Annotated in this window: 22 protein-coding genes; 14 read left to right on the forward strand and 8 right to left on the reverse strand. The window is 68.7% G+C overall.

Going from position 1 to position 25,747, the window contains the following annotated elements; all coding sequences use genetic code 11:
* Positions 1-59: 59 nt before the first annotated feature.
* Positions 60-2,057, reverse strand: coding sequence for a glycerophosphotransferase (locus U9J66_RS20110; protein ID WP_326338371.1), 1,998 nt, complete (start codon positions 2,055-2,057; stop codon positions 60-62).
* The gene (locus U9J66_RS20115) at positions 2,054-3,514 is read right to left on the reverse strand and encodes a bifunctional cytidylyltransferase/SDR family oxidoreductase (RefSeq protein ID WP_326338373.1); all 1,461 of its coding nucleotides are present in this window, start codon (positions 3,512-3,514) and stop codon (positions 2,054-2,056) included. Before U9J66_RS20115 ends, U9J66_RS20110 begins: the two co-directional genes overlap by 4 nt.
* Positions 3,515-4,191: 677 nt before the next feature.
* Between U9J66_RS20115 and U9J66_RS20120 the strand changes: the two genes are divergently transcribed.
* From U9J66_RS20120 to U9J66_RS20140, 5 genes are all read left to right on the forward strand, one after another.
* On the forward strand, positions 4,192-5,043 hold the full coding sequence (locus U9J66_RS20120) for a peptidoglycan recognition protein family protein (RefSeq protein WP_014913171.1): 852 nt from the start codon (positions 4,192-4,194) through the stop codon (positions 5,041-5,043).
* A 36-nt stretch (positions 5,044-5,079) separates the two neighbouring features.
* Entirely contained in the window at positions 5,080-5,484 is a 405-nt protein-coding gene (locus U9J66_RS20125; protein ID WP_234305794.1) for a hypothetical protein, read from the forward strand.
* Between the two features lie 105 nt (positions 5,485-5,589).
* Entirely contained in the window at positions 5,590-6,246 is a 657-nt protein-coding gene (locus tag U9J66_RS20130; RefSeq protein WP_042282105.1) for a hypothetical protein, read from the forward strand.
* Complete coding sequence (locus tag U9J66_RS20135) at positions 6,239-6,505, forward strand: hypothetical protein (protein ID WP_036568798.1); 267 nt, start codon at positions 6,239-6,241, stop codon at positions 6,503-6,505. Before U9J66_RS20130 ends, U9J66_RS20135 begins: the two co-directional genes overlap by 8 nt.
* A 311-nt stretch (positions 6,506-6,816) precedes the next feature.
* On the forward strand, positions 6,817-7,062 hold the full coding sequence (locus U9J66_RS20140) for a hypothetical protein (RefSeq protein ID WP_326338375.1): 246 nt from the start codon (positions 6,817-6,819) through the stop codon (positions 7,060-7,062).
* Between the two features lie 51 nt (positions 7,063-7,113).
* Here the strand turns inward: U9J66_RS20140 and U9J66_RS20145 are convergent, their stop codons facing one another.
* Positions 7,114-7,899 (reverse strand): hypothetical protein, encoded by a 786-nt coding sequence (locus tag U9J66_RS20145; RefSeq protein WP_042282102.1) that lies wholly within the window; start codon positions 7,897-7,899, stop codon positions 7,114-7,116.
* 206 nt (positions 7,900-8,105) lie between these two features.
* On the opposite strand from U9J66_RS20145, the gene U9J66_RS20150 reads away from it, so the two are divergent.
* The 8 genes from U9J66_RS20150 (at position 8,106) to U9J66_RS20185 (ending at position 18,483) form a co-directional block, all read left to right on the forward strand.
* Positions 8,106-8,564: a helix-turn-helix domain-containing protein gene (locus tag U9J66_RS20150; RefSeq protein WP_042282100.1), complete on the forward strand. Its 459-nt coding sequence runs from the start codon at positions 8,106-8,108 to the stop codon at positions 8,562-8,564.
* Positions 8,565-9,174: 610 nt separating this feature from the next.
* Positions 9,175-9,741, forward strand: coding sequence for a hypothetical protein (locus tag U9J66_RS20155; RefSeq protein WP_041561846.1), 567 nt, complete (start codon positions 9,175-9,177; stop codon positions 9,739-9,741).
* Between the two features lie 143 nt (positions 9,742-9,884).
* Positions 9,885-10,175 (forward strand): hypothetical protein, encoded by a 291-nt coding sequence (locus U9J66_RS20160; RefSeq protein ID WP_017536243.1) that lies wholly within the window; start codon positions 9,885-9,887, stop codon positions 10,173-10,175.
* Positions 10,176-10,213: 38 nt separating this feature from the next.
* Positions 10,214-10,516: a hypothetical protein gene (locus tag U9J66_RS20165; protein ID WP_014911302.1), complete on the forward strand. Its 303-nt coding sequence runs from the start codon at positions 10,214-10,216 to the stop codon at positions 10,514-10,516.
* 364 nt (positions 10,517-10,880) lie between these two features.
* Positions 10,881-13,706, forward strand: coding sequence for a phage tail protein (locus tag U9J66_RS20170; RefSeq protein WP_014909639.1), 2,826 nt, complete (start codon positions 10,881-10,883; stop codon positions 13,704-13,706).
* 99 nt (positions 13,707-13,805) lie between these two features.
* The gene (locus tag U9J66_RS20175) at positions 13,806-14,669 is read left to right on the forward strand and encodes a hypothetical protein (protein ID WP_326338378.1); all 864 of its coding nucleotides are present in this window, start codon (positions 13,806-13,808) and stop codon (positions 14,667-14,669) included.
* Positions 14,666-17,863 (forward strand): hypothetical protein, encoded by a 3,198-nt coding sequence (locus U9J66_RS20180; RefSeq protein WP_326338380.1) that lies wholly within the window; start codon positions 14,666-14,668, stop codon positions 17,861-17,863. The genes U9J66_RS20175 and U9J66_RS20180 overlap by 4 nt, the downstream gene beginning before the upstream one ends.
* Before the next feature lie 11 nt (positions 17,864-17,874).
* Positions 17,875-18,483: a hypothetical protein gene (locus U9J66_RS20185; RefSeq protein WP_326338382.1), complete on the forward strand. Its 609-nt coding sequence runs from the start codon at positions 17,875-17,877 to the stop codon at positions 18,481-18,483.
* 83 nt (positions 18,484-18,566) lie between these two features.
* On the opposite strand, the gene U9J66_RS20190 is transcribed toward U9J66_RS20185, so the two are convergent.
* The 5 genes from U9J66_RS20190 to U9J66_RS20210 form a co-directional block, all read right to left on the reverse strand.
* A complete protein-coding gene (locus U9J66_RS20190) occupies positions 18,567-20,135 on the reverse strand; it encodes an NCS1 family nucleobase:cation symporter-1 (protein WP_014912730.1) in 1,569 nt (522 codons plus the stop codon).
* A 277-nt stretch (positions 20,136-20,412) separates the two neighbouring features.
* Positions 20,413-21,423, reverse strand: a complete 1,011-nt coding sequence (locus U9J66_RS20195; RefSeq protein WP_017536236.1) for a TIGR03842 family LLM class F420-dependent oxidoreductase — start codon at positions 21,421-21,423, stop codon at positions 20,413-20,415.
* 10 nt (positions 21,424-21,433) lie between these two features.
* Positions 21,434-22,840, reverse strand: a complete 1,407-nt coding sequence (gene hydA, locus U9J66_RS20200; RefSeq protein WP_042282083.1) for a dihydropyrimidinase — start codon at positions 22,838-22,840, stop codon at positions 21,434-21,436.
* 4 nt (positions 22,841-22,844) lie between these two features.
* Positions 22,845-23,687, reverse strand: coding sequence for a nitrilase-related carbon-nitrogen hydrolase (locus U9J66_RS20205; RefSeq protein ID WP_017536234.1), 843 nt, complete (start codon positions 23,685-23,687; stop codon positions 22,845-22,847).
* A 427-nt stretch (positions 23,688-24,114) separates the two neighbouring features.
* On the reverse strand, positions 24,115-24,807 hold the full coding sequence (locus U9J66_RS20210; protein WP_326338386.1) for a hypothetical protein: 693 nt from the start codon (positions 24,805-24,807) through the stop codon (positions 24,115-24,117).
* A gap of 357 nt (positions 24,808-25,164) precedes the next feature.
* On the opposite strand from U9J66_RS20210, the gene U9J66_RS20215 reads away from it, so the two are divergent.
* Complete coding sequence (locus U9J66_RS20215; RefSeq protein WP_326338388.1) at positions 25,165-25,638, forward strand: flavodoxin family protein; 474 nt, start codon at positions 25,165-25,167, stop codon at positions 25,636-25,638.
* Positions 25,639-25,747: the final 109 nt, after the last annotated feature.

Consider the following 25,747-nt stretch of genomic DNA (forward strand, 5'->3'; position numbering starts at 1 on the left):
GCGCACGCACGGGCCCTTCGACGTTCGGACACCGGTGGACGGCCGGTGCCCGTGATCGCCTACAGCGGCGCCGGGTCCCGGAACGGGTCGGCGGGGATCGGATCGGCGGTCGTTCCGAGCGGGAAGTCCAGCAGCGCACGCTCGTACAGGTCGTTCACCGCCGCGTTGAACCTGGTCTGGGAGTCCGGATCGTCCGGCCCGAGCAGATAGCGCTTGAGCACCGCCCGTCGCTCGGCCATACGGTCGGCCTCCGGCTCGCGGGCCGCCGCCAGCACGGTCTCCAGACCGGCCAGCCCCGGACGCAGCACGTAACCGGCGCCCGCGGACGGGAACAGTCGGCGGAACTCGTCGTCGTCCTCGCCCTGCATGTCCACGATCGCGTACGGCTTGCCACTGGCGATGAAGTCGGCGACCACACTGGAGATGTCGCTGACCATCACGTCGGACTCGTTGAAGCAGGAGAACAACGAGGGCACGGAGTCGGTCACCACGTGGTGGCGCAACGGGCCGGCCGAGTTCCAGTACAGGTCGTGCCACTGGTCGAGCAGTTCCCGATAGCCGACCAGGTCCTCCGCGGTCAGGTGCCGCTCGGCGGCCTCGCGCTGGAAGGTCTCGATCCGACCGCGCAGCTCGGCGAGCCGAGCCGTGGCCTCCGGGGACACCGGCCCCAGCCGGTCGTCGGCCTCCTCGATGAGCGAGATGACGCGTCGGTGCGCGGCGGCCGCGCGAGGGGAACGCTTGCCCAACAACGGGTGCGGTTTGTAGATGACCCGGACGGGCTCGGGGCCGCCGAGGAGCCGTTCCACCAGTTCCAGCCCGGCGGTATCCGCCGAGGTGAGGTAGTTGTTGTCGTCCACGCCCTCCCAGGTGGGCGCGTAGATCACGGTGGGCACCGCGCGCTGTTCCGGGGGGCGACGACCCTTGACCGCGACCAGCTGGGGACGCCCCACCTCGACCACGTCACGGTCGTCGATGGCGTGCCGGACCCGCTCGTAGCGGTCGCGTCCTCCGCGCCCGGCCACCCAGATCTCGTCGAAGATCCGGCTCACCCGGTTGCTGCTGGGAAGCTTGTCGCTGTCGCCGTGTCCGACGAACACGTGCTTGATCTCGGCCCGCTGGATGAGGTGGATGTTCTTGCCGGTGTTGCCCGGGTAGAGGGCCACACGCACCGTGGACAGGTCCAGGGCGGCCAGGTCGTCGGCGCGCGGCACGCTCACCACCGGAAGCGAGGTCGGCTCCAGGTGCCGCAGGTTGCCGTGCTCACGGAAGATCACCAGAGCGCGTCGGTCGCAGCGTTCCAGTGCCTCCAGCCACATGTTCGCCTGGTAGACGGCGTTCTGACGGCCCACCGCGAAGGTGAAGTACAGGACCACCTCGGGGGCGATCTCCGCCAGCCGGCGGTTCACCTCGGCGATGGCTTCCTCGTCGGAAGGGCCTCGCAGGTGGGACAGCAGGACGGGCAGGGCCGCCGCCGTCGCGATGAGGGCGAGCCCCGCGGACAGGACGGAGCCCGAGATCGCGAGCGCCGCGGGGCCTCCGGCGAGGAAGCCGACGGCGCCCAGGACCAGCGGAAGGTCGGCGAGCAGCAACCGACTCATCGACAGGGAACGCAGACGTTCGGGGACCTCGGGAGCGCCCAGGCCGGCGAGGTCGATGTTGCGGACCCTGAACGGCAGCTTGGAACGGCGCAGGATCTGGTGCCTGACCAGGTCGTAGGCGAGGGTGAACACGAAGAAGGCGGTGATGCCCCCCACGGTCCACCAGTAGGCCGCGGTCCCCACCGCGTCCATCGACACGTACAGGGCCAGGACCAGGGCCTGCCGTGCCAGCATGCGCACGGTCAGACCCGCCCGGATCCGGCTGAGCACCTTGGTCAGGACCGTCACACGCTGGGAGACGAGCCATTCGGTGACGTACAGCACCAGGGTCAGGGCGCCGAAGAGCAGGACCTGTGCCTTGGCGACCTCGACGGTCTGGAGCAGGAAGGTCAGCGCCATGACGGCGAGGACCACCAGAGCGGTGCGGTCCACGCCGATACGGGCGAGGTAGCCTCTCACTGGGCCCCTTCCTTCTCCTGCTCCCGGCTCCGGACCCCCGCGGCGGGGCCGGCCGGGTCCTCACGGCGGACGTCGATGACGTGTCCGGTCAGGTCGGACAGCAGGACGTCCACGGAGGTGTGGGCGACCTTGTCCGCGCTGAGCAGGGAGCCCGCCGGCTCTTCACCGAAGGCCTTGGAGCGCATCGGTGTCTGAGTGCGCTCGGGGTTGATGCAGTTGATCCGCACCCCGTCCTCGGACCACTCGTCCGCCAAGGCCTGGGTGAGGTTGACGGTGGCGGCCTTGGTCGAGGAGTACAGGCTGTACTCGGCCCTGCCCCGGGTGTAGGAGCTGGAGGTGTACAGCAGGAGCTGTCCGCCGGTCTGCGCCAGGTAGGGGAAGGCCGCGCGGGCGATGTGCACCGGCGCCAGGTAGTTGACCCGGACCGCCTCCTCGATCTCGGCCGGGTCGGTCCGGTCCAGACGACTGATCTTCAGCACGCCGGCCGTGTTGACCACGTGGTCGATCCGCCCGGTGGCGGAGTGGGCCTGTTCCAGGGCGGCGGCCACGTCCTCGGGGTTGGCGACGTTGGTACGGGTCGCGCCGCGCGAGTAACGGAAGACGCGGGCGCCGTGCTTCTCGGCGAGGTCGGCGATTCCGGCGCCGATGCCGTAGCTGCCGCCGAAGACCACCATGGTCCGGCCTTGGAGCCCCTCGGTGTAGTCGTGCTCGGTGTACTCGGGGGTGGCCGCGGTGCCGAGCTGGAAGAGCTTGTCGGCGATGAAGATGTCGACCGGCTGGGTGACCTTCATGTTCTGTTCTTCGCCGGCGACGACGTGGATGGGCACGTCGGGGGAGTAGCGCAGGACCACGGAGCAGTCGTCCGTGGCCTCGAAGTCCGGGTCGTCCCAGGCCTTGACGTAGGCGTCCTTGATCGTGGCGAGGCGGAAGGCCTGAGGGGTCTGGCCGCGCCGGAGGCGGGAGCGGGTGGGGACGTCGGTGATGACGTCATCGTCCACCTCGATGATGGTGTCCGACGACGGAATGGCCACGTCGACGGCACGGTGGGTGCCCAGCGCGGTGACGCAGTCGTCGATGATCCGTTGGGAGAGCATGGGGCGGACGGCGTCGTGGAACAGCACGTTGGTGCTCTCGGAGGGCAGGTGGGCCAGCGCGTCCAGGGCCAGCTGGGTGGTGGCGTTGCGAGAGGTGCCGCCGGGCAGCACACGAGAGACCTTGGCCAGTCCCGCCTTGCGCACGATGGCCTCGGCGTCGGAGACGAATCCGGGGTTCATCATGACGATGACCTCGTCGACGCGCGGCGCCTGCTCGAAGATGTGCAGGGTGTGTTCGAGGATCGTCTTCCCGGCGATCTTCAGCAGTTGCTTGGGCGTGGCCAGTCCGATGCGTTGGCCGCTGCCGCCGGCCAGGACGATGGCCACGGTTCTGGTGGCGGAGGGAAGGGCGTTATCAGGCAAGGTCGTCTCCCGTGGCTCTGGTGGGAATGCGGTGCCCGACCTTGGGGGACCAGCGCGCTCGAGATCGGGGTGGAGCACGTGAGGTCGAGACACGGAGCCCTCCCTCGATGGGGGAGGCGTTCCGCAGATGGTGTCCTGACATTCTTCGGTTGTTCGCGTGATGTTCAGGGAACGCACGCTATAGGCATGACGGTGTCGGGCATCGTCCGGTTGACACGTCCGGTGTGTCCGGTCGTTTTCCCCCACGCGAGGACATCCGCGCCGTGAACCCGAGAAACCCCGTTCATCCAGGTCAGACGCGTGATATGGGACTTTGGTTCTGAAGGTACCGGCCGCTGACCACCTGAAACGCCGGGCGGGCCCGTGGTGTTCGGCACTGGTCCGTGCCCGTCGAGGTGCCGTGCCGCTCGCCGGCGAAGCGGCCTCGGGTCGGCCGCTCCCCGAGGCGGGCGGCCCGGAGAAGATCGACCGAGGGGGCTTGCCCCGCCGCCCCACCCTGTGGCACGATTCTCGCCAACGCGAAAGCTGTATCCGAAACCCGGCCCTCCGCCGGGTTTTTTTGTTGCCCGGGCCCTCTCGTGACGTCTCCGAGAGGTCGCCCCCTTTTTCCCTCCCACCTGTTCGACGCCGTGCGGCGCCCCTTCGGCGTGCCCGGCGTGAGAGGAGTGCTTCGAAGAATGTCTTCACCCGTTTCCAGATCGGCGTGGGGAGCACGGTCCCCGCGCGGCAGGACCACGGTCGCCTGGAGCAGGCGTACCGGTTTCACCGTGCACTATTCGGCCGGCCCGGCCTCCCAGACCCCGCGTCGGATCCAGGACTTCCATATGGACGGGAACGGTTGGGCCGACATCGGCTACAACTTCCTCGTCGACCGTTCCGGCACCGTTTACGAGGGACGCGGATGGACGGTGGCCGGGGCCCACGCCGCCCCGCACAACACCAGCCATATCGGGGTCTGTTTCATCGGCCGGGACGGCGACGCCACACCGGCCGCGAAGGCCTCCATCCGGAGTCTCTACGACGAGGCCTGCCGGCGTTCCGGTCGAACCCTGGCCAGGACCTGGCACGGGGGTCTGTCCGGCAACTCGACCGAGTGCCCGGGATCGGACCTTCGCGCGTGGGTCCGCGCCGGAATGCCCGTGGGCGATGGAGGGGGCGGCGGAGGCGCGCCGGCCCCGAGCCCCGGCGCGGGGACGCTCCCCGGTCCGCGGTTCGACTTTCCCCTGCCCGCGGGCCACTACTTCGGCCCCGCCTCCGGCCCGGACCAGAGCGTGTCCGGTGCCTTTCGGCGCACCTTCCGCGGACGGACCGACCGCGAGTGGCTCCGGGAGTGGGCCACCCAGCTCGGACGACGGGGGTGGTCGGTGGGCCGCGGCCGTACCCATCTGGCCCGGCACGGCAACGACGGGGTCTACGGCCCCGAGTACCGGGCCCTGGCACGGGCCTTCCAGCGTTCCCAGGGGCTGACCGTCGATGGTCTGATCGGCCGCGAGACCTGGGACGAGGCCTTCCACGCACCCGTCACCTGAGGACGGGAGAACAAGAGAGGAGAACCGACGTTGATCGTGCAACCCTTCCGCGACGTCGAGGATCTGGTCGCCGACCATCTTCGCGAGCGGCTGCCCGACTTCCCTTCGGAATGGGCGGGGACCCCCGTGGTCACCGAGTCCTTTCCGTCCAGGGAACCGGGAGAGGAACCCGAACTGACCGTGCGCTGCGAGGAATCGGGCGGGAACCATCCGATCACCCAGCAGGCCCTGGTGCGCGTCTCGGCCTGGGCCGATGACCGTGACGACGCCAAGACCCTGGCCCATCTGGCCCACGCCGCCCTGCTCGAACACGCCGGCGACGCCGCCATCGTGTCGGTGCGTCAGGTCGACGGGGTCGTCGCCGGGTTCGACCCGGAGGTCCCCGAACCCCACGCCACCTTCACGGTGCTGGTGACCCAGCGTCCCACCGGGGTGGTGTGAGCGTCCCTTCCGAAAAGGCCCTGAAGGGCCGTCCATGCGCCCGGGGTGAAAACCCCGGGTTTTCTCATAAGAGAAGAAGAACGAATTCAAAAAAGGTGGATACTCATGGGTAATGCGAGTAATGCGAGTGTGTGGGCGTACGCGGATGTGTTCATCGCTCCTGTGGACGCGGTGATTCCCGAGGGGGGTCGTCCGTTCGGTCCTGAGTGGGAGCAGGTGGGGCTTCTGGATGGTGAGGAGGGTTTCACCGAGACGGTGGAGGTGGAGTCGGAGGATCTGTACGCCTGGGGTGGTGTGCTGGTGGCTTCGACTCATAACAATTTCAAGGTGACGCGTAAGTTCCTGCCGTTCGAGGACAACAAGACGGTTTATGACCTGATGTATCCGGGTCATGGTGTTGATTTCTCTGGTGATGGTGGTTACGAGGGTGAGATTCGGGTTCCGGATCTTCAGGCGCGGTTCAAGATCGCGTTCGAGACTCGTACGGGTGATCTGGTGAAGCGGACGGTGTCCGCGAACTATGCGCAGGTGGCGGAGCGTGGTGAGTCCACGGAGAACGCCACGGAGTTGGCCAAGCGTGAGATCACGGTGGCGATCTATCCGACCGAGGGTGATGAGCCGACCCTGTTCTACACCTACAAGGGGCAGGTCCGTCCCGACGACGGCGGGGAGGAAGAGGAAGAGGAGAACGGCCCCGGGGACCCCGGGGAGGAGGACGGGGAGAACGGCCCCGGGGAGGAGGACGGGGGTGACGGTGAGTAGAAGGCCGGGCAGCCCCGAGGGGAGCGGTACGAACCCGTTCTCGGCGGTGGTGACCGCCCGTGACGTCTACGACGCCACGCGGGAGACCCAGGCCGACGTGCGTCACGCCCTCACCCGTCTCACGGTGTTGGAGCGTGAGCACGAGGAGTTCAGGTCTCGACTCGACGCCTTGGAGCGTTGGCGGTACGCGCTGCCGTTGACCGGATTCAGTGCCGCTCTCGCGGGACTCGGCGCGGTGCTCTCCGCGTTGCTCGGTTGAGGAACGCCGAAGAGGGTGCCCGGATCGGCCGTCAAGGCTGGTCCGGGCACCCTTTCGTGTGTCGGCGAATTATGTTCAAGAGGTCACATCATGTCAAGTGTCAACATGGTTTGCACGAGATCGTGTCCGCATGTGGCCAGTAAAGTAAGAGGAGAATAAAATGGCAGGTCATTATGGCTGAATCGAACATGTCCACCCACGAATGTGTTGATTATGGGCCTGATTCTCATGTTCGGCTCTTGCGCGCGATCGGCGATCAGTGATCATCTTTGGACGGCTCGTTGACGGCATGGATCGGGGGACTCACACCAATGGCAGTGGGTAGTGGCGTGTTCGAAGAGACGCGGGTGGTCTTTCGCGCCTGTACCTCTGCACAACTGCGCAGCTCTCTGGCCGCGGTGACCGGACCCGGAGGGGCCATGGTGCTGGTCAGGCGCGACGTCCCCGACGCGGTGATCCTCGCGGACGCGGAGCTGCTCCTCGGGGAGAGGACCCTGACACGTCTTCGCGTGTGGCTGGCGATGGAGCGAGGGGCCGTCACGCCGTTCCCCCGGTGACGGTCGAGTGGGGCCTCGGCGAGAAGGGGTGGTCTCTCGTGAGGTCTCCGTTCAGGCGGCGTCCTCCGAGTCGAGGCACGCCTCCAGGACGTCCCCCAGGGTGTACAGGGGTCGGCCGGCGGATCCGGTCCCACCGGGATGGAGTCGCCCGCGTCGGGCCAGGCCCCGGATCGCCGCCGCGGTGACCTCGTGTCCGAGGAGGCCGAGGGCGCGTGCGGCCTCGGCGGCGGTGAGCAGGTGCCCCTCCGCGGTGCGGAAGAGGCGCTCACGTCCCTCCCGCACGGACAGTTCGGTCTCGCAGGAGCCGCAGCGGGCCCGTGAGGCGTCGTGTCGGGCGTAGCAGGGGAGGCCGCATCCCGGGCACAGGCCGGCGAGGACGCGTTTCTCGGGCAGGTCGATCGCCCGCTCCGCCTGCTCGACGGCGGCGATGATCTCGTCGACGCATTCGGCGCCGAAGTCGGAGCGGCGGAGCCAATCGGTGAATCGGGACAGCCAGGCGGCCATGGCGCTCGGTGTGTCCTCGGGCAGGCGCCCGCCGATCTCCTCGTGGAGCAGGCGACACCAGGTCGTCAAGGTGTTGCGCAGTACGGCGAGGGCCTCGGCCGAACGCGCGTCATAGGGGAGGGGCGCCTCAGTGGATCTCCTCCCCATGTTCCCCGGTCCCGTTCGATGACGGCGTGAGAGCGACACCTCCAGGTCGGAGGCCAGGCCCGGCCCCTCGGGTCCGTCGTGGACCGAGCGCAGGGCCGAGGTCAGGCGGCTCGCGCATCCGGCGCAGACCTGGGCGTCGTCCACGATCGTGTTGACGCAGGTGGGTACGAGGCAGGGGATGTTCACGGTTCTCCGATCGGCTGGGGGCAAGCAAGAGCAACTTATGCAAACTTTGGCAAAGTTTCAAGGGGGGAAGTTGCTTGATCGGGATCGGAGAACGACCAGTATCCAAGGGTTGTGTGTGCTGAAGTCTGGAGTTGCGGGTGTCCGCTAAGGGGCAAGTTTGGGCAGGTAAGCCTTAATTTGGCATGGTCTCGCTTATGGTTGTGAGCATGTCGAAGGAACTCTCGTCACCCTCTCTTCGTTATGACCTCCTCGATCGCGCCATGGACGAGCGGCGTCTGTCCCTGGGCATGCGATGGCGCGACGTGGCCGATCGCACGGGCCTCTCGGGTCAGGCCCTCCGGGACATCCGACGGGGACGCAGTGTCCCTCGGGACCTCACCGCCCGGAATCTCGAGGAGGCCCTCGGCTGGGGCCATGGGTCCATCCAGAGCGTCCTTCGAGGGGAGGAACCGGAGGAGGCGGAACGCGATTCGCGGGGTGGGGGTACCGACGAAGGTCTGACCTGGTGGATCGAGGGCGACGCGACCTGCTACGAGCTCACCCGCACCATCGGGGGGAACCCCTTCTCCGCCCGATTGGTGGTCAGGGACGGACGCTCCCGGGCCCAGGTGGAGAAGGAGCTCCACAAGGTCGTGGAGATGGCCCGCGTCCAACTCGAAGGATGAACATCGTCCCGATGAGCCGTTCTGACCTGGGATGGAACAGGAAATCGATATTTTTTCCAGAGAGGGCTTGCGCGGATCCCGGATCGCGTGGCACGATTTAGCGCAGCGACATACCCATGTCCGAACCCGGCCCGAGTGCCGGGTTTTCTGCTTTCCGGAACTCTTCGCGGCACGGCGCCCCCTATCGGGGTGATGAGGCCGAGCCGCCGAACCTCTTCGGGGTTTCGTGAGAAACCCCTGAACTCCGAGCACGATCCCTTCAGGGGGTCGTGCTTCTCTCTTTTCCGATCGATCTCCCTACGAACGATCGAAACGACCTCTCGTCAAGGGGTGCGCCAAAAGCGGCGACCCCTGAAAGGTCATGCCCTCGAATCGAGGGGACGACATCGGAATCACCGAGAGAGGGTGTTCGACGAACCCTCGCCTCCCCCCGCGGTATAGCGGGAAAGGGGTGTCCTTCCCTGCATCATCGCAGGTGAAGCCGGTCTATCCCGATGAGGCGGGGATCGAGAGCGCGTTCCGGAATCCATGGTCTGTCGCCATCCCTCCCGGAACACCCGTACTTCGGGTGCCGGGACTCCAAAAGGAAACCTGAGAAAGGTAGTTTCCCATGGGTAATGCGAGTAATGCGAGTGTGTGGGCGTACGCGGATGTGTTCATCGCTCCTGTGGACGCGGTGATTCCCGAGGGGGGTCGTCCGTTCGGTCCTGAGTGGGAGCAGGTGGGGCTTCTGGATGGTGAGGAGGGTTTCACCGAGACGGTGGAGGTGGAGTCGGAGGATCTGTACGCCTGGGGTGGTGTGCTGGTGGCTTCGACTCATAACAATTTCAAGGTGACGCGTAAGTTCCTGCCGTTCGAGGACAACAAGACGGTTTATGACCTGATGTATCCGGGTCATGGTGTTGATTTCTCTGGTGATGGTGGTTACGAGGGTGAGATTCGGGTTCCGGATCTTCAGGCGCGGTTCAAGATCGCGTTCGAGACTCGTACGGGTGATCTGGTGAAGCGGACGGTGTCCGCGAACTATGCGCAGGTGGCGGAGCGTGGTGAGTCCACGGAGAACGCCACGGAGTTGGCCAAGCGTGAGATCACGGTGGCGATCTATCCGACCGAGGGTGATGAGCCGACCCTGTTCTACACCTACAAGGGACGCGCCCGTTCCGGCGACGGTGAGTGACCGAACGTCGACGCCCCCTCGGCGTCGACGTTCCCGATGACAGGTCGGGCCGGGGTTCGCGCGGTTCCTCCGGCCCGACCTCCCACCCCGAGGAACGGACCGCGCACGAAGAACGACCGACATACGAAGCGAGGAACCGCGACATGACCGAGAACAACGCCATGACCGCCGTACGGGACGAGGCCACGGACACCGGGGAGGCCAAGACCCTCTCCCTACGGGGGGCCGACTACTCCGTCCCCGCCTCCTCCGACGCCTGGCCCCTCGGTGCCCTGGAGGGTTTCGAGGAGGGGCGCATCGTCGCCGCCCTGCGCAGCCTGCTGGGCCCTGAGCAGTGGGCCCGTCTGAAGGAGGAGGGCGCCACCCTGGGTGATCTGAACACCCTGGCCGAGCAGATCGCCGGCGTCTACGGGTTCGAGTCCCCGGGGGAATAGGTCGCCTCCTCCGCCTTCTCCGGGAACATTCCGGTGCGGTGGAGGCCGATCTCGCCCGTTACTACCGGCTGGAGTTGGCCGATCTGTGGCGGGGCCGGCTCAGCCTGCGGCGTCTGGCGGTCCTGATCCGCCACCTGCCCGCCGACTCGGCGGTCGCGGTGGCTCTGGGAGGGGAGGGCTGGACGCTCTCCCACTATCTGATGGCCGACATGGTGCACGCGACCACGGGACAGCCGCATCCGGCCGACCCCCGTGTACGACGGGCCGAGGAGGAGAAGAGGACCAGGCTCGCCGAGGCCGTACGCAGGGCCGAACTCAGACGTGCGGAGTTGGCCGACTGACGTCACGTGAAGGGGGTGCGGAGCGCCGTGGAGCGCCCCGCACCCCCTTCGTCCGTCCCCCGGGACGATTCCCCCGGACGAGGTGTACGAGGAGGTCCGAAGAGGAAGGGTCCTGCGGCGGTACCGCGTCCGATGACGTGGTCATCGACACCGCCACAGGTGTGTTCGACCCGGCCGAGAGCCGGGTCTTCGTGTTTCCGGGGCCCTGTTCCCCCGGTTCGACGCCATCGTGTCCGCTCATGGACGCCTCAGGGCCCGGTGACCGCCCCGGCCCTCGGGCCGGCGTGTCGAGGACCCGCGTCGTTTCCGTCTTCTTCCCGGTCACAGGGCCCCACCCGTGTCTACAGAGAAGAAGAGGTGAACCATGTCCGGTGCCATCACCGTGCGTGTCGACCTGGGTTCCGAGCTACAGAGCATCGGGGACCAGATCAGGAAGGAAGTGGAGAAGGACCTGGCGACCCTGCCGGCCGTCGGCCGTCAGGCGGGGAACGAGGTGAGCACCCAATTCGCGGACGCCGTCTCGGGGAAGATCTCCTCGGCCCTGTCCGGAGCGCCACCGGCCGTACAGCGGTTCGGCGACCAGGTCGGATCGAGTCTGAGTTCCTCGATCGTGGGGGCCGGTGAGGCCATCGGCCAGGAGCTCGGATCGACCCTCGTCAACGGGGTCTCCCCACGGATGCGGAGCGTCTTCGACGAACTGCCCGACCTCGCGAACAGCGCCGCCGATCAGGCGGGGGCGTTCCTTACGTCCACGCTTCCGAACGCGGCCTCGGCCGCGGCGGATCGGGCGGGCGGGTTCCTGACCTCCACGCTTCCGAACGCGGCCGCGGCCGCGGCGGACCAGGCGGGGAACCTCCTCACCACCACGCTTCCGAACGCGGCCGCGGCCGCGGGGCGTGACGTGGGTGAGCGTTTGACCGGTGCGGCGTCGGACCTGATCGATACCGGTCTGGAGCATCTGCCCGGTGTGGTCGGGGCTTTGGGTGATCGTGCCGGGGAGCAGATCAAGGAGAGGCTGCCGCGGGCGGGTGCCGACGCGGGACGTGAGTTGGGTACCCGGTTGGCCGATGGCGCCAACCAACTGATCGAGGAGGGGCTGTCGGGGATGCCCCCGGCGGTCCAACAGCTCGGGCAGCGGGCGGGGTCGTTCTTGAGCGAGACCCTGCCCGGTTACGGAGAGGAGGCCGGGCGCAGACTCGGTTCGAAGGTGGCCGATGGGGCGGTCTCTTTGATCGAGGACGGTGTGGGGCGTGTTCCCGACATCGTCGACGGACTGGCCTCGGCCGCCGGTGATCTGTTCCAGGGCAAGATGCCCTCGATCGGGCTGAGCAGCGGCCGTGAGCTGGGCGGAAAGCTCGGTGACACGGCCATGAGCCTGATCGGTGACGGACTGGACGCCCTGCCCGACATCGTCGACGACCTCGGCGCGCGGGCCGGGAGGATGTTGACCGACAAGATCACCGAAGGGGCCGCCGACGCCGGTCGACAGGGCGGTGAACTCCTGGCCTCACGCGCCGGGGAGATGATCGACTCCGGCCTGTCGAACATGCCGCCCGCGGTGCAGCGGTTCGGTTCCCAGGTCGCCGACACTCTCTCGGCCACACTCCCCGACGCGGGTGAGCAGATCGGTCGGGCCCTCGCGGGGAAACTGGTGGACTCGGCCGGTCCGGTGGTGTCCAAGGGTTTCTCGGCGGGGACGGACGCTCTGCGCGATCTGGCGTCCGGCTTCCGGTCCGCGGGAACCAGTGCTTCGGGTTTCTCCCGCAACCTCACCCTGGCCGGTGCGGCGAGCAAGGTCGCAGAGGTGGGCAAGAAGGGCCTGGCCGCCGCTCAACGGGTGTTGAACACGGTGATGCGCGCCAACCCGCTGGGGCTGATCGTCACGGCGTTGGCGGCCCTGGCGGCCGGGTTGATCTACGCCTACAACAACTCCGAGACGTTCCGGGAGATCGTGGACGCGGTGTTCTCCTTCGTCAAGGAGATCGCCGAGGACGTCATGTCGTTCTTCACCGAGACCCTCCCCGGGATGTGGGAGGCGTTGAAGGAGAAGGCCCAGGAGTTCTGGGACGGTCTCGTGGGTCTGATCGAGACCGCCTGGGAATGGATCAAGGCGATCATCGCCCACCATCCGTTCGTCATCCTCTTCACCTACTGGGACGAGATCAAGGCGTTCATCGGCGAGGCCTGGGACTGGCTGGTGCAGAAGACCGGCGAGGTCTGGGACGGCATCGTCGAGAAGATCACCTCGGTGGCGCAGACGATCGCCGAGTTCCTGTCCGGGATCTGGACCTCGATCACCGAGGCGGTGTCCGCCGCCTGGACCTGGATCACCGACCTGATCTCCGCGGCGTGGGACACCATCCTCGCCCTGGTGGGCACGGCGGTCCAGTGGGTCGTGGAACGGGTGACGGGGTTCCGGGACCGGGTGGTGGAGATCTTCACCGCGGTCCGTGACCGGGCCCAGGAGATCTTCACGGCGATCCGGGAACGGATCGTGGAGATCGTCACCGGCCTGCGCGATCGGGCGGTCGAGATCTTCACCGCGATCCGCGAGCGGGTGGCCGAGGTCGTCACCGGCCTGCGCGACCGTCTCGTGCAGATCGTGGAGGCGATCCGCGAGCGTGTCGTGAGCACCTTCACCGGGGCCCGGGACCGGGCCGTCGAGGCCTTCTCCACCATGCGCGACCGGGTGCGGGAACGGATCGACGGGCTGATGACCACCATCAGGGGCATCCCGACCAAGGTCAGGGAGGCGTTCTCCAACGCCAAGACCATCCTGTTGCAGGCCGGCCGGAACATCATCACCGGTCTGATCGACGGCGTGAAGAACATGATCGGCTCGCTCAAGAACCAGTTCTCCAGCGTCACGAACATGATCCCGGACTGGAAGGGCCCGCGCCGGGTCGACCGCAGGCTGCTCACCCCGGCCGGCCGCATGATCATGGACGGCCTCATGGGCGGTATCGACGACAGGCTCCCCGACCTGCGAGGGCAACTGGGGGACGTGACCGGCGAGATCTCCACCCGACTCGTCCCTCCCTCCCTGGAGGTCAGGCGCCACGCCTCCCAGGTCGCCTCCCGAGAGGGCGGCCCCCGGATCCAGGTGGTCAACCACTATCCCCAGGCCGAACCGACCAGCGCGACGGTCAACCGCTCCCTCCAGTACGCGGCGGCCGTCGGGCTGGTCTGACCCGCCGTCCTCGGCCACGCGACGCCGGCCGCCCGGGACCACCGGGCGGCCGGCCCCACGAGCATCCCGGAACACCCACACGAACGGAGCTGATCAACGATGCCGTACCCCACCTACACGGTGGACGGCGTGCCCCTCGACGCCCCCGGATGGCGTCTGGCACCCGGAACCGCCCTACGCCCCCTGCCCGCGGTCCGCAGCGCCGAGGTCCAGGTCCCCGGGAGGGCCGGCGACCTGCCGGTGACCGGCCTGGACCTGGAGGCCACCACCCTCGGCATGACCCTGTGGGTGGGGCCCCGGACCCCGGACGGATCCCCCGGCGGCTTCGCCGGCCTGGAGGAGAACCTGGCCGCGCTCACCTCGCTGTTCGGTGCCCGTCACCGGATGCTGGACCTGCGCTTCCACGTCGACGCCGACACCGTGCGTCAGGCCGACGCCGAAGTGGTCACCGCGGCGGAACCCGAGGTGAACGTCGCCTCGGCCACCGCGCTGCTCACCGTTCTGTTCCGTGTCCCCGGCGTCTATTGGCGTGACCCGGACGCCTCCTCCTGGGAGGCCCTCATGGGAACCGAGTCCCCTCCGGAGGGGGTGGCGGTCGACGCCCTGAGCGGATCCACCGCCCCGATCGTCGACGCCCGTCTGGTCCTGTCCGGGCCGCTGGCCCGCCCGGAGGTCACGGACGTGGCCACCGGCGGCGGGTTCCGCTGGGACGGCACCTTGACCGCGAACCAGTCGCTGGAGGTGGACTGCGAACGGATGACCGCGCGCGTGCTCCCCGAAGGGCGGGACGTCACCGGCTCGGTCACCGCCTTCGGCCCCGGTTCCGCCTCCCGCTGGTTGCACCTGACCCCGGAGAGGGTCGCCGACGACCCGTACCGACGTGTACCCCGCGTGCGTCTGGAAGCGGCCGACTCCGGTGACGGCTCCCGTATCGACATCCACGCGAGGAGGGCCTTCCTGTGAGCGAGTTCGACATCAGGCTCGTCGCCTACGAACCCAACGGGCCCCGGCTGGGCCCGCTGCCCCACCCGCTCGGCATCGAGCTCGGCCAGCCGTACAACGACCTGCCCTCGTTGCGGATCGACTACACGGCCTATGCCCCGGGTGCGGAGTTCCTCGAATCCCCCTGCGAGATCGCCGTCCAGATGTACGACCCGGCCACGGGGGAGTGGCAGGAGGGACCCGACTCCCGCTTCCTGCGGATCAAACGCTCCGGGAACCTCACCGACCGGACCGCGAAACGCTCCTACGACCTGCCCGGCTACGGCTGGCAGTTGCGCAAGCTCCGGCTCTATCCGACCGCCGGGGGCTCGGCCACCGACGGCAAGCGCACCTTCGCCGCCGCGACGGTGGGAACGATCGTGCGCACCTGGACCAACGAGGGTGCCGGTCGCGGGGCCCTGCCCGGTCTGGAGGTCGACTTCGACACGGCGAGGGACTCGGCGGGCCGCCCTTGGGGGACCCTGCTCACCCTGGAGTACGACCTGGGCACCGACCTGCTGACCGTCCTCAACGGTCTGGCCGAACAAGGGGTGTGCGACTGGAGGTTCGAGGGGCGCACCCTGCGCCTGTTCGGTCCGGAGACGGTCATGGCGACCGACCGGGCCTCCGGCGAGGCCCCCGTCGATCTGAGGCTGGGGCGGGACATCACCGACGCTCCCGAGGACGGGAGCCTGGAGGACGTCGTCTCCCACCTCCTCTTGGAGGGGGACGAGGGGTTCCGGCTGGAGCTGGCCAACCCCGACGCCGAGACCCCGTGGGGCCGGTGGGAGGAGTACCTCACCCAGGGCGGCGTGACCGACGAGGGCACCGCGCGGCTCCTGGCCGGCGCCGCCCTGGAACGAGGAGCGAGGGAGAGGGTCCAGGTCACCCGGGGTCTGGTGTTCCTCGGGGCACGATGGCTGCCCTGGCGGGACTACGCCCCCGGCGACCTGGTCCTCGCCCCCGGTGGGGACGGGACGATGGAGCCGCTGCGGCTGCGTCAGATCACCCTGTCCCGGGACCAGGAGGGCACACTCGGCGGCAACGTCGTCCTCAACGACCGCTTCCTCGAAGCGGAGATCCGCCGCGCCCGCCGCACCGCCGCCCTGACCGGTGGCAGTGTCGCCAACGGCGGTTCGGGTTCCGTCCCCGCCCCCGAGGGCAACGATCGTCGCCGTCCGGCGGCCCCGCAGGGGCTCGTCGCCCAGACCAACGCCTATCTCGACTCCGACGGCGCGGCACGCGGCCAGGTGAGCCTCCAATGGGCCCCGGTGGATTCGGCGAGCAACGGTACCGCGATGGACGTGGGCTTCTACCAGGTCTACAGCCGGCCGAACACGGTCGGCGCGGTGTGGAGCCGGGTCGTCTCGATCGACCATCCCGACACGACGGTGCACCTGTCCGGGTTGGAGGTCGGTGCCGATCTCGCCTTCAAGGTGCGCGCCGTCGGCGAGCACAACAACCTCGCCGGCGCCTTCGGCGGTGTCGTGTCGCTGACCGTCGCCTCCGACGCCGAACCGCCGCCCGTGCCCCCGGCTCCGGAACTGTCCACACGACTGGGCGTGATCAACGTCGGCTGGGACGGACGAGGGGCGGACGGGGAGGCGATGCCGCCCGACTTCCTGCACACCGAGGTCGAGATGCGCGACGGGCGCACCTGGAGCGAGGAATGGGAGGTGGACGGCCCCCCGACCGACCCATGGGAGATCGTCCACGGCGAGATGTGGGTACGGGACGGGACGCTGGGCTCCCCCTCCGACGCCTACGCTCTGATCCTCCGGGACCTGGGCGTTCTGGACCAGGAGTACACGGTGGAGGTCATCGCCCCGGAGGAGGGGCCGGAGAGATCGGTCCGTCTATGGGTGCGGTTCAACAGGGAACTGAACCGCGGTTACAGCAGTGAATACATTCCCGAGGTCGGCTCCGGCGCTCATATCCTCCGGATCCGGGTCGAGGGCTGGCGGCGCCGAATCTGGGTGGACGGGGTGCTCGCCGCGGACGGGAACCTCAATCCGTCGGGCCCTCATATCGCCACCCATATGGGGATCAGTGTCGACGGGGACGGTGTCCGTATCGGTCGGGTCCACGGCCCCGAAGGGGGCGACTGGCGCCCGGTCGGGTCACTGGAGTCCGGTCCGGCCGAGCTCGTGGTCCCAGGGCAGCCCTACCACGAACCCCGCTACTTCCGGCTGGCCACGGTCGACCGTTCGGGCAACCGCTCGGAGCCGGGCGAGGAGGCCCGGATCGCCACCACGCCCCTGGTCGACACCGACCTGTACCCCGAGACCATCAAGGCGGGGCACATCGCGGCCAACTCCATCACCGCCGACAAGATCGACGTGGGCGCGGTGGAGGCGGGTCACATCGCCGCCGGAGCGGTGACGGCGGGCACCGTCGCGGCCGGCGCCATCGACGGCCAGGTCATCACCGGGGCGACGGTCCGCAGCGCCGCCTCGGGCCGCCGCTGGGTGGCCGACCGGAACGGGATCAGGCTGCTGGCGACCGACGGGACCACGGTGGTCGACATGTCGTCGGCTTCGGGCAACGCCTACTTCAACGGTCGGGTCCAGGCCGGTGGGAGCGACGAGAACCACGTTCTGATGGAGCGAGGGGTGCACAACGGTCGTCCAGGGCTCCGTTTCCACACCGGGAACTCCGCCTTCGGTCTCCAACCGACGATTCAGGCGCTGGGGGTGGCGTCCCAGGGTTACGAACCAGGCGCGTTCATCATCACCGGTAGGGAGGTGACCACCAACCAGACCGGTCGTACCGACCTGGTTCTTCGCTCCGCCAATGAGGGGGGAGCGCTGCGTTACGTGCACGGGTCCTACAGCGGTATCGGAGTGAGCTTCGAGCAGTGGAGTCTGATGCTCCGTGGGCGTCTGAGCCGGGGGCACCACGCCCACGACATGTTCCTCTATCAACGTAGTGGCACGACCGACTTCCTATCGGCCAACTGGACCTTCACCTACGCCCAGGCCGCACCCAACGGTGGCCGGTTGATGATGGTCAGCGGCCACGCGGTCAACAACTGGGGGCGTGACGTCAACGCGACCGTGGTCTCTCAGGGGAGAGGTACCTCCTATGTGAGGACCCGGGTCCTGGGAGAGACGGCGCAGACACATCGGGTGCAGTACCTGTCGGTGTGGGTCGAGGACGTTGTGAGCGGAGCGTGAGGAGCGTGGACATGGAACCGACCGAGTACACCGAGATGGAGTTCACGAACCTGGCGGGGGTGGGTCCCTGCTTCTCACTCCGGAGCGAACCCGGGCCGGACGGCGAGGGGTGGATCCACGAACTCCCGCTCCAGGCGTTGGCGGACCGGATGGAGCTGTTCGGACTGACGGAACCGGAGGAGACGCTGGACGTCCTCACCGAGCTCGCGCGCGAACCCGAGGCCGCCGACGAGATCTACGAGAGTCTGCACGAGGCGTACGGAGAGGTGGTGCGCATGGAGGCGTACGCCCTGTACGCCGGAGGCGGCCTGAACCGACAGACGACCGGGGCGCAGACGGTCCTGGCCGTCGGCCTGGTCTCCGAGGACCGACGGCGACGGTTGGAGGACGTGCGCAGAGAGGCCTTGGACCGCCTCGGACTGGGAGCCGGTGCCGTCCGGGCCGCGATGTCGGAGGAGCCCGAGGAGGAGCCGTTCGCCCTCCGTCCCTCACCCGAGGTGAGGGAGCGGATCTGTGAGATCGTGCGCCGGCACTCGAAGGAGATCGAGGACTACCGCATGATGACGGCGATGTCCTTCGTGGGCCCGTCCCCGGAGAGCGGGGGACCGGAATCGGAGTGAGCGTACGTCGGCCGACCTGCGGTAAGTGAAGGGGGTGTGGGGCGCCGTTCGGGCGTCCCACACCCCCTCGTTCTCGTGTCCGGTCAGGCCGCGGTCGGTGAGTCCTCCTCGGCCGCGCGTTGACGGGGGTCGGGGAGGAAGCGGCCCAGGGCCCAGTGCAGGAGGAGGGCGCTGAACAGGCCCACCAGCCAGCCGTAGTCGGCCAGGGGCGCCAGGAACGGGATGAGGCCGTCGGTGGGGAAGGGGCCCTGGCCCTCGGGGGAGTTCGACCCTCCCACGGCCAGGACGGTGCCGACCACGAACGCGACCAGCGCCCGCCAGTTCCAGCCGCCGGTGTACCAGTAGCGGCCGTCACGGCTGTAGAGCGAGGGCAGGTCCATGCGGGCGCGGCGCAGCAGCCAGTAGTCCGCGATCAGGATGCCTCCCACGGTGCCGAGCAGGCCGCCGACGGTGCCCAGCCAGGTGAAGATGTACATGTTCGGGTCGGCGATCAGCCGCCAGGGGAAGATCCCGACGCTGATCACGCAGGTGATCACCGCGCCGGTCCGGAAGCCGATCAGCTTCGGTCGCAGGTTGGCCAGGTCGTAGGCCGGCCCCACCAGGTTGGCGGCGATGTTGGTCGACACCGTGGCCAGCAGCAGGATGAAGATGGCGAACAGCAGGGCGAGACCGCTGGACATCTGGGCGACGATCTCCACCGGATCCCACAGCGGGGCCCCGTAGACGGCCTGGGTCCCCGCGGTGACCATGACCGCGAGCAGGGCGAAGGCCGCCATGGTCGTCGGCAGACCCAACGACTGGCCCACCACCTGGGCCCTCTGGGAGGAGGAGAAGCGGGTGAAGTCGCTGATGTTGAGGCTCAGCGTCGACCAGAAGCCGATGATCGCCATCAGCGAGGGGAAGAAGAGCTTCCAGAAGTCCGCGCCCCAGCCGAGGTCGGAGTTGACCGCCAGCAGCGGGCCGAGGCCACCCGCCTCACGGACCATCCACACCAGGAGCGCGACGCCGCCCACCAGCATCAGGGGCGCGGCCCACACCTGGACCCGGCGCACGCCCTCCATGCCCCACAGGATGATCGCCAACTGGATCACCCAGAAGAGACCGAAGGAGAGCCACATCGTCCACGGCTGTCCGCCGACCACCGTCGCGTCGCTCCACCGCTCGCCGAGCATGCGTCCGGCGAGGATGTGGACGCCCTGTCCGCCGACCCAGGTCTGGATGCCGTACCAGCCGCAGGCGACGGCCCCGCGGATGAGGGCGGGCAGGTTGGCCCCGCGCAGACCGAAGGAGGCGCGCGCGAACACGGGGAAGGGGATCCCGTACCTGGCTCCGGCGTGGCCGGTCAGGACCATGGGCACCAGCACGATCAGGTTGCCCAGGGCGATGGTCAGGATCGCCTGGCGCCAGTCCATGCCGACCGCGATGAGGCCGCTGGCCAGGGTCCAGGCGGGGATCTGGACGGACATGCTCACCCACAGGGCGGTGAAGCTGCCCACGCCCCAGGTGCGCTTGGATATCGGGACCGGCTGGAGGTCGTCGTTGACATAGGGACCCGCGGGCAGCGGAGCGCCCTCGGGGAGCGAGACCCGACCGTCGGGGTGGATGATCTGCCGGGCCGCCGTCGGCGTGGGCGCGGGTGGTGCTTCGGACACGGGTTACCTGTGTTTCGGTGGTGACGTCGGAGAGGGCACGGGTGCGCTATCGGGCCCGTGCCGGAACGGCCTGTTCACAAGCTCGACATATCCGTCGAAAGGTGCAGGCCATCGGATATCTTCGCACGTCACCGGGGTGCGGACGACGGTGGGAGGCGGCACGCCGAGGGCCGGCCCCCGATCCGGGCGGAGGCCGGCCCTCGACGCGGCACGTCGACCGCGGTGTTCGAGCAGGTGGGCGGCGGGACGCGCGCCCCGCTCGATGGGATCGCGACCCTCAGGACAGGGTCGGAACGATCTCCCGACCGTAGGCGTCGATCACCCCGTCGATGTCGTCGTGCATCGCGTAGATCGCGAACTGGTCCACGCCCGCCTCGCGCAGCCGCGCCAGTTTCTCCCGATGCTCCTCCACGGTCCCGATCAGGCAGAACCGGTCCACGATGGCGTCGGGGACGAAGGCCGTGTCGGGGTTGTCGACCCGGCCGTGGTGGCTGTAGTCGTAGCCCTCTCGGGCCTTGATGTAATCGGTCAGCTCCGGAGGCACGGCGCCCGAGTGGTCCCCATAGCGGGAGACCAGGTCGGCGACGTGGTTGCCGACCATGCCGCCGAACCAGCGGCACTGGTCCCGGGCATGGGCGCGCTGTTCGGCGGAACCGTCCGTGACGTAGGCGGGCGCCGCCACGCATATCCGCACCTCGTTCGGATCGCGCCCGGCCTCGACCGCGGCCGACCGTACGGCCGCGACCATCCACTCGGTCAGATACGGGTCGGCGAGCTGGAGGATGAACCCGTCCGCCCGACGCCCGGTCAACGCCAGGGCCTTGGGCCCGTAGGCCCCCGTCCACACCGGCAGGGAGCCGTCGCGCACCCAGGGGATGCGCATCGGCGAACCGTCGACGACGGCCTCCCGCCCCTCGGCGAGATCCTTGATCGCCGTCATCGCCTCGGACAGTCGGGCCAGGGTGGCGGGCGAACGTCCGGCCACCCGCATCGCCGAGTCGCCCCGGCCGATCCCGCAGATCGTCCGGTTCCCGTACATGTCGTTGAGAGTGGCGAACAGCGACGCCGTCACCTCCCAGGCCCGGGTCGACGGGTTGGTCACCATGGGACCCACGACCAGGTTCCGGGTCCGCTCCAGGATCCGGCCGTAGACGACGAAGGGCTCCTGCCACAGCACCACGGAGTCGAAGGTCCAGCCGTGCGTGAACCCGTGGCCCTCGGCGCGCACCATCCTCTCCACCAACAGGTCCGCGGGCGGGTCGGTCTGGAGGACCAGTCCGATGTCCATGTGTCCTCCTCTAGATCAGATGGCCGCAGGTGTCCCTGCGCACGTAGGAACCGTGGCCCGGGCGGCCCAGGTAGGTACCCCGGTCCACGATCACGCGGCCCCGGGAGAGCACGGTCCGGGCCCGGCCGGTGACGTCGCGGCCCTCGTAGGCGGAGTAGTCCACGTTCATGTGGTGGGTCCGGGCGGAGATGGTCTGTTCGGCCCGCGGATCGTAGACGACCAGGTCGGCGTCGGCCCCCGGAGCCACGGTCCCCTTCCGCGGATACATCCCGAACATGCGGGCGGGCGTGGCGCAGGCCAGTTCGATCCACCTGCGCCGGCCGATCCGCCCTTCGACCACCGCCTGGTGCAGTAGGTCCATCCGGTGCTCCACCCCCGGCATGCCGTTCGGGATCCTGGAGAAGTCGCCCAGCCCCAGATCCTTCTGCCCGGTGAAACAGAACGGGCAGTGGTCGGTGGAGACCACGGAGAGGTCGTCGGTGCGCAGCGCCCTCCACAGGTGCTCCTGATGCTCCCGGGGACGCAACGGGGTCGAGCACACGTACTTGGCACCCTCGAACCCCGGCCCGGCCAGGTCGTCCGTGGACAGGAACAGGTACTGCGGGCAGGTCTCCCCGAACACGTTGAGGCCCTTGTCCCTGGCCCTGGCGATCTCCTCCACCGCCTCGCCCGCCGACACGTGCACCACGTACAGCGGCGCGCCCGCCACCCGGGCGAGCTGGATGGCGCGGTGGGTGGCCTCCGACTCCAACAGGGCCTTGCGGACCTCGCCGTGGTGACGCGGATCCGTCCTCCCCTCGGCCAGGGCCTGCTCGACCAGGACGTCGATCGCGATGCCGTTCTCGGCGTGCACCATGGTCAGGGCGCCGTTGGCGGCGCCGCGCTGCATCGCGCGCAGGATCCGACCGTCGTCGCTGTAGAACACACCCGGATAGGCCATGAACAGCTTGAACGAGGTGATGCCCTCCTCTACGAGGGTGTCCATCTCCTTGAGGGAGGAATCGTCGACGTCGGACAGGATCGCGTGGAAGGCGTAGTCGATCGCGCACTTCCCCTCGGCCTTGGCCGCCCACGCCTCCACCCCGGCCCGTACGGATTCGCCCTGGCGCTGGATGGCGAAGTCGACGATCGTGGTGGTCCCGCCCCAGGCGGCGGCGCGGGTCCCGGTCTCGAAGGTGTCGGAGGAGTGGGTGCCGCCGAAGGGCATCTCCATGTGGGTGTGGCCGTCGACCCCGCCCGGGACGACGTAGTGGTCGGCGGCGTCGATGATCTCGGCGTCGCTCTCGGCCCAGGTGCGCGCGGTGTCGCTGCCGCGGAGGGCCAGGGCGGCGACCTTCTCGCCCTCGATGAGGACGTCGGCCTCCAGTTCCTCGGCCGCGGTGACGACCAGCCCGCCGGTGATGAGGGTGCGTGCCATGTTCCTACCCCTCCACCAGCGGCCCGTAGGCGTCGGGTCGACGGTCGCGGTAGAACGCCCACTGCCGTCGGACCTCGTCGATCATGGTCAGGTCGAGGTCACGCACGACCAGTTCGGCCTCGGTGTCGGAGGCGACGTCCCCGACGAAGCGTCCGCGCGGGTCCACGAAGTAGCTGGTGCCGTAGAAGTCGTTGTCGCCGTACTCCTCACGACCGACCCGGTTGATGGCCGCGACGTAGTAGGCGTTGGCGACCGCGGCCGCGGGCTGTTCGAGCCTCCACAGGTAGGAGGACAGACCCCGGTGGGTGGCCGACGGGTTGTAGACCAGTTGCGCTCCGGCCAGACCGAGCGCCCGCCAGCCCTCGGGGAAGTGGCGGTCGTAGCAGATGTAGACGCCGATCCGGCCGACCGCCGTGTCGAACACCGGCCAGCCGAGGTTGCCGGGGCGGAAGTAGTACTTCTCCCAGAACCCCTCGACCTGGGGGATGTGGTGCTTGCGGTACTTGCCGAGATAGCGGCCGTCGGCGTCGATGACGGCGGCGGTGTTGTAGTGGAGGCCCGGCTGTTCGATCTCGAAGACGGGGAGCACCATCACCATGTTCAGCTCCCGGGCCAGGGCCTGGAAGCGGGTGACGGTGGGGCCGTCGGGCACCGCCTCGGCCCAACGATGGTGTTCGGGGTCCTGGACCTGGCAGAAGTAGGGGGCGTTGAAGACCTCTTGGAAGCCGATGATCCCGGCCCCTCGCGCGGCGGCCTCCCGCGCGTATCTCTCGTGGACGTCCAGCATGGATTCGGTGTCCCCGGTCCACTCGGTCTGGACGAGTGCGGCCCGGACGGTGTGCGGCATGGTTCCCTCGCTCCTCGTTGAGCGCCGCCACGTCGCGGGGCCGCGAGGGACGCTCGCGCACCCGCGTACGGCCTGATCGCGTCGGTGTGCGATCGGGACGGCACGGTAGGGACCGCACACTAAACAAGCCCGTGGGGCGGGTCAACGTTCGACATTCCCCGCCCGGGGGAGTGAACGGGCCGCTCGATGGGGCCTGCGTTCACGAGGGTGCCTCGTGTGCCTGAGGGGGTGCCGGGCTTCGGGGGAAGGGACAGGTTTCGAGGGATCGGGGGCCGAGGATTTCGTGCGACCGCACAGTGCGGGATCCCGCTCGGGAAGAGACAGAGGGACGCCCCTCACCCGGATACGACGGCGGCGGGCGTCCGGATCACCGGGCGCCCGCCGCTTCGACCGTGCCGTGCCCATCGGACCCGACGACGGGACCGGATCAGCCGGTCATGTCGACCTCGACCTCGTTGCCGCCGTAGGTCTCGCCGCTCAGGCCCATGGTGGAGATCTCCGAGGGGTCGTCCACGTCGAACACGATGGAGACCTCGACGGGCTCGCCCACCTCCAGGTCGACGCTCATGGGCTCACCGTCGTAGGAGCCGGTGGCCTCGTAGTGCTCCTCGATGGCCTCACCGGAGTAGGTGTACAGGTGCTGCTCGTCACGCCAGAAGAAGAAGGCGAGGGAGTCCAGCGACTCCACCTCGAGGGTCACGACGACGAACTGGCCGGACGGGGTGATACCGGCGACGTCGGTGACACCCGTCTCGATGTCGGTGACGGTGTAACGGATGTCCTCGTGCTCGACGGGCTCTTTGAAACCGGGGAGGTCGGGGTTGGACCGCTCCGCGTTGCCCAGGCCGGTGCTGGTGTCGCCCGCGGCCGAGCTGCCGCCGCCCCCGCTGTTCCCACCGCCGTCACTGGTGCCGCCGGTACCGCCGCCACCGTCGCCCTCGTTCCTGTCGGTGTTGCCGAAGACGAAGACGAGGAGGACGACCAGCACCACACCGATCACGAAGAGGCCGCCACAGCCCAGGCCGACCCACAGCCACGGCGAGGTCTTCTTCTTGCCGGGAGGAGGAGGGCCGTAGGGGCCTCCGGGCGGAGGGCCACCGTAGGGGTCGCCGGGCGGCATACCTCCATAGGGGTCTCCGGGAGGTCCACCGGGCGGCATCCCTCCGGGCGGAGGCCCACCGGGCGGCATTCCCCCGGGCGGAGGACCGCCGGGCGGCATGCCTCCGTAAGGCCCACCGGGCGGAGGACCCATGGGGGGCTGACCGCCGTGCGGGGTCATGCCGCCGGGAGGCGGTCCCTGGTGGGGTCCGTTGTAGGGAGGCTGACTCATGGAGGTGCCTGGCTTTCTTCCAAGGTTGCTGTCGAACGGAGGGGGACTCGTGTCGGAGGACCTCCAGAACGTGAGGTCGTACGCCACTGTTGAGACGCGACCCGAGCCGGATCGGTTCCGAGAGGAACGACTGCCTACTGTGGGTGCATGGCACGACTTCTCATCGTTCACCACACCGTCTCGCCCGCGACCGCCGAACTTCTGGACGCGGTCCTGGACGGTGCCCGAAACGACGATATCGAAGGGGTGCGAACGCAGGTGAAGGCCGCTCTGGCCGCCACCCCCACCGACCTGTTGGAGGCGGACGCGGTGGTGCTCGGAACGCCCGCGAACATCGGCTACATGTCCGGAGCCCTCAAACACTTCTTCGACACGGTGTACTACACGGTCCAGGTCGACCATCGAGGGATGCCCTACACACTCTACGTCCACGGTGACAACGACACCTCGGGCGCGGTGCGTTCGGTGGAGACCATCGCCGAGGGGATGGGCTGGGAACGGCATCGGCCCCCGGTGACCATCGTCGGTCGCCCCGGGGCGGAGGCACGGGAGGCCTGTTGGGAACTGGGCGCGGTCACCGCCCTGGCCGCGGTGGAGCACGCCGAACGTCGAGAGAGGTGAGGTCGTACGGGACGGCGGGTGCTCGAACGCGTGGAACAGGACGACCGTGCGCGAGGGGTTCGAAAGCCTCCCTTTCCAGTGCGGATCGGCAAGACTGTGTCAAGGGTTG

Source organism: Nocardiopsis sp. LDBS1602 (assembly GCF_035818715.1).
Lineage (GTDB): Bacteria > Actinomycetota > Actinomycetes > Streptosporangiales > Streptosporangiaceae > Nocardiopsis > Nocardiopsis alba.

Coding starts and splice junctions, on each gene's coding strand:
- U9J66_RS20120 (WP_014913171.1), top strand. CDS start 4,192: ATGTCTTCACCCGTTTCCAGATCGGCGTGGGGAGCACGGTCCCCGCGC.
- U9J66_RS20130 (WP_042282105.1), top strand. CDS start 5,590: ATGGGTAATGCGAGTAATGCGAGTGTGTGGGCGTACGCGGATGTGTTC.
- U9J66_RS20140 (WP_326338375.1), top strand. CDS start 6,817: ATGGCAGTGGGTAGTGGCGTGTTCGAAGAGACGCGGGTGGTCTTTCGC.
- U9J66_RS20150 (WP_042282100.1), top strand. CDS start 8,106: ATGTCGAAGGAACTCTCGTCACCCTCTCTTCGTTATGACCTCCTCGAT.
- U9J66_RS20155 (WP_041561846.1), top strand. CDS start 9,175: ATGGGTAATGCGAGTAATGCGAGTGTGTGGGCGTACGCGGATGTGTTC.
- U9J66_RS20160 (WP_017536243.1), top strand. CDS start 9,885: ATGACCGAGAACAACGCCATGACCGCCGTACGGGACGAGGCCACGGAC.
- U9J66_RS20170 (WP_014909639.1), top strand. CDS start 10,881: ATGTCCGGTGCCATCACCGTGCGTGTCGACCTGGGTTCCGAGCTACAG.
- U9J66_RS20175 (WP_326338378.1), top strand. CDS start 13,806: ATGCCGTACCCCACCTACACGGTGGACGGCGTGCCCCTCGACGCCCCC.
- U9J66_RS20185 (WP_326338382.1), top strand. CDS start 17,875: ATGGAACCGACCGAGTACACCGAGATGGAGTTCACGAACCTGGCGGGG.
- U9J66_RS20195 (WP_017536236.1), bottom strand. CDS start 21,423: ATGGACATCGGACTGGTCCTCCAGACCGACCCGCCCGCGGACCTGTTG.
- hydA (WP_042282083.1), bottom strand. CDS start 22,840: ATGGCACGCACCCTCATCACCGGCGGGCTGGTCGTCACCGCGGCCGAG.
- U9J66_RS20205 (WP_017536234.1), bottom strand. CDS start 23,687: ATGCCGCACACCGTCCGGGCCGCACTCGTCCAGACCGAGTGGACCGGG.
- U9J66_RS20210 (WP_326338386.1), bottom strand. CDS start 24,807: ATGCCGCCCGGCGACCCCTACGGTGGCCCTCCGCCCGGAGGCCCCTAC.
- U9J66_RS20215 (WP_326338388.1), top strand. CDS start 25,165: ATGGCACGACTTCTCATCGTTCACCACACCGTCTCGCCCGCGACCGCC.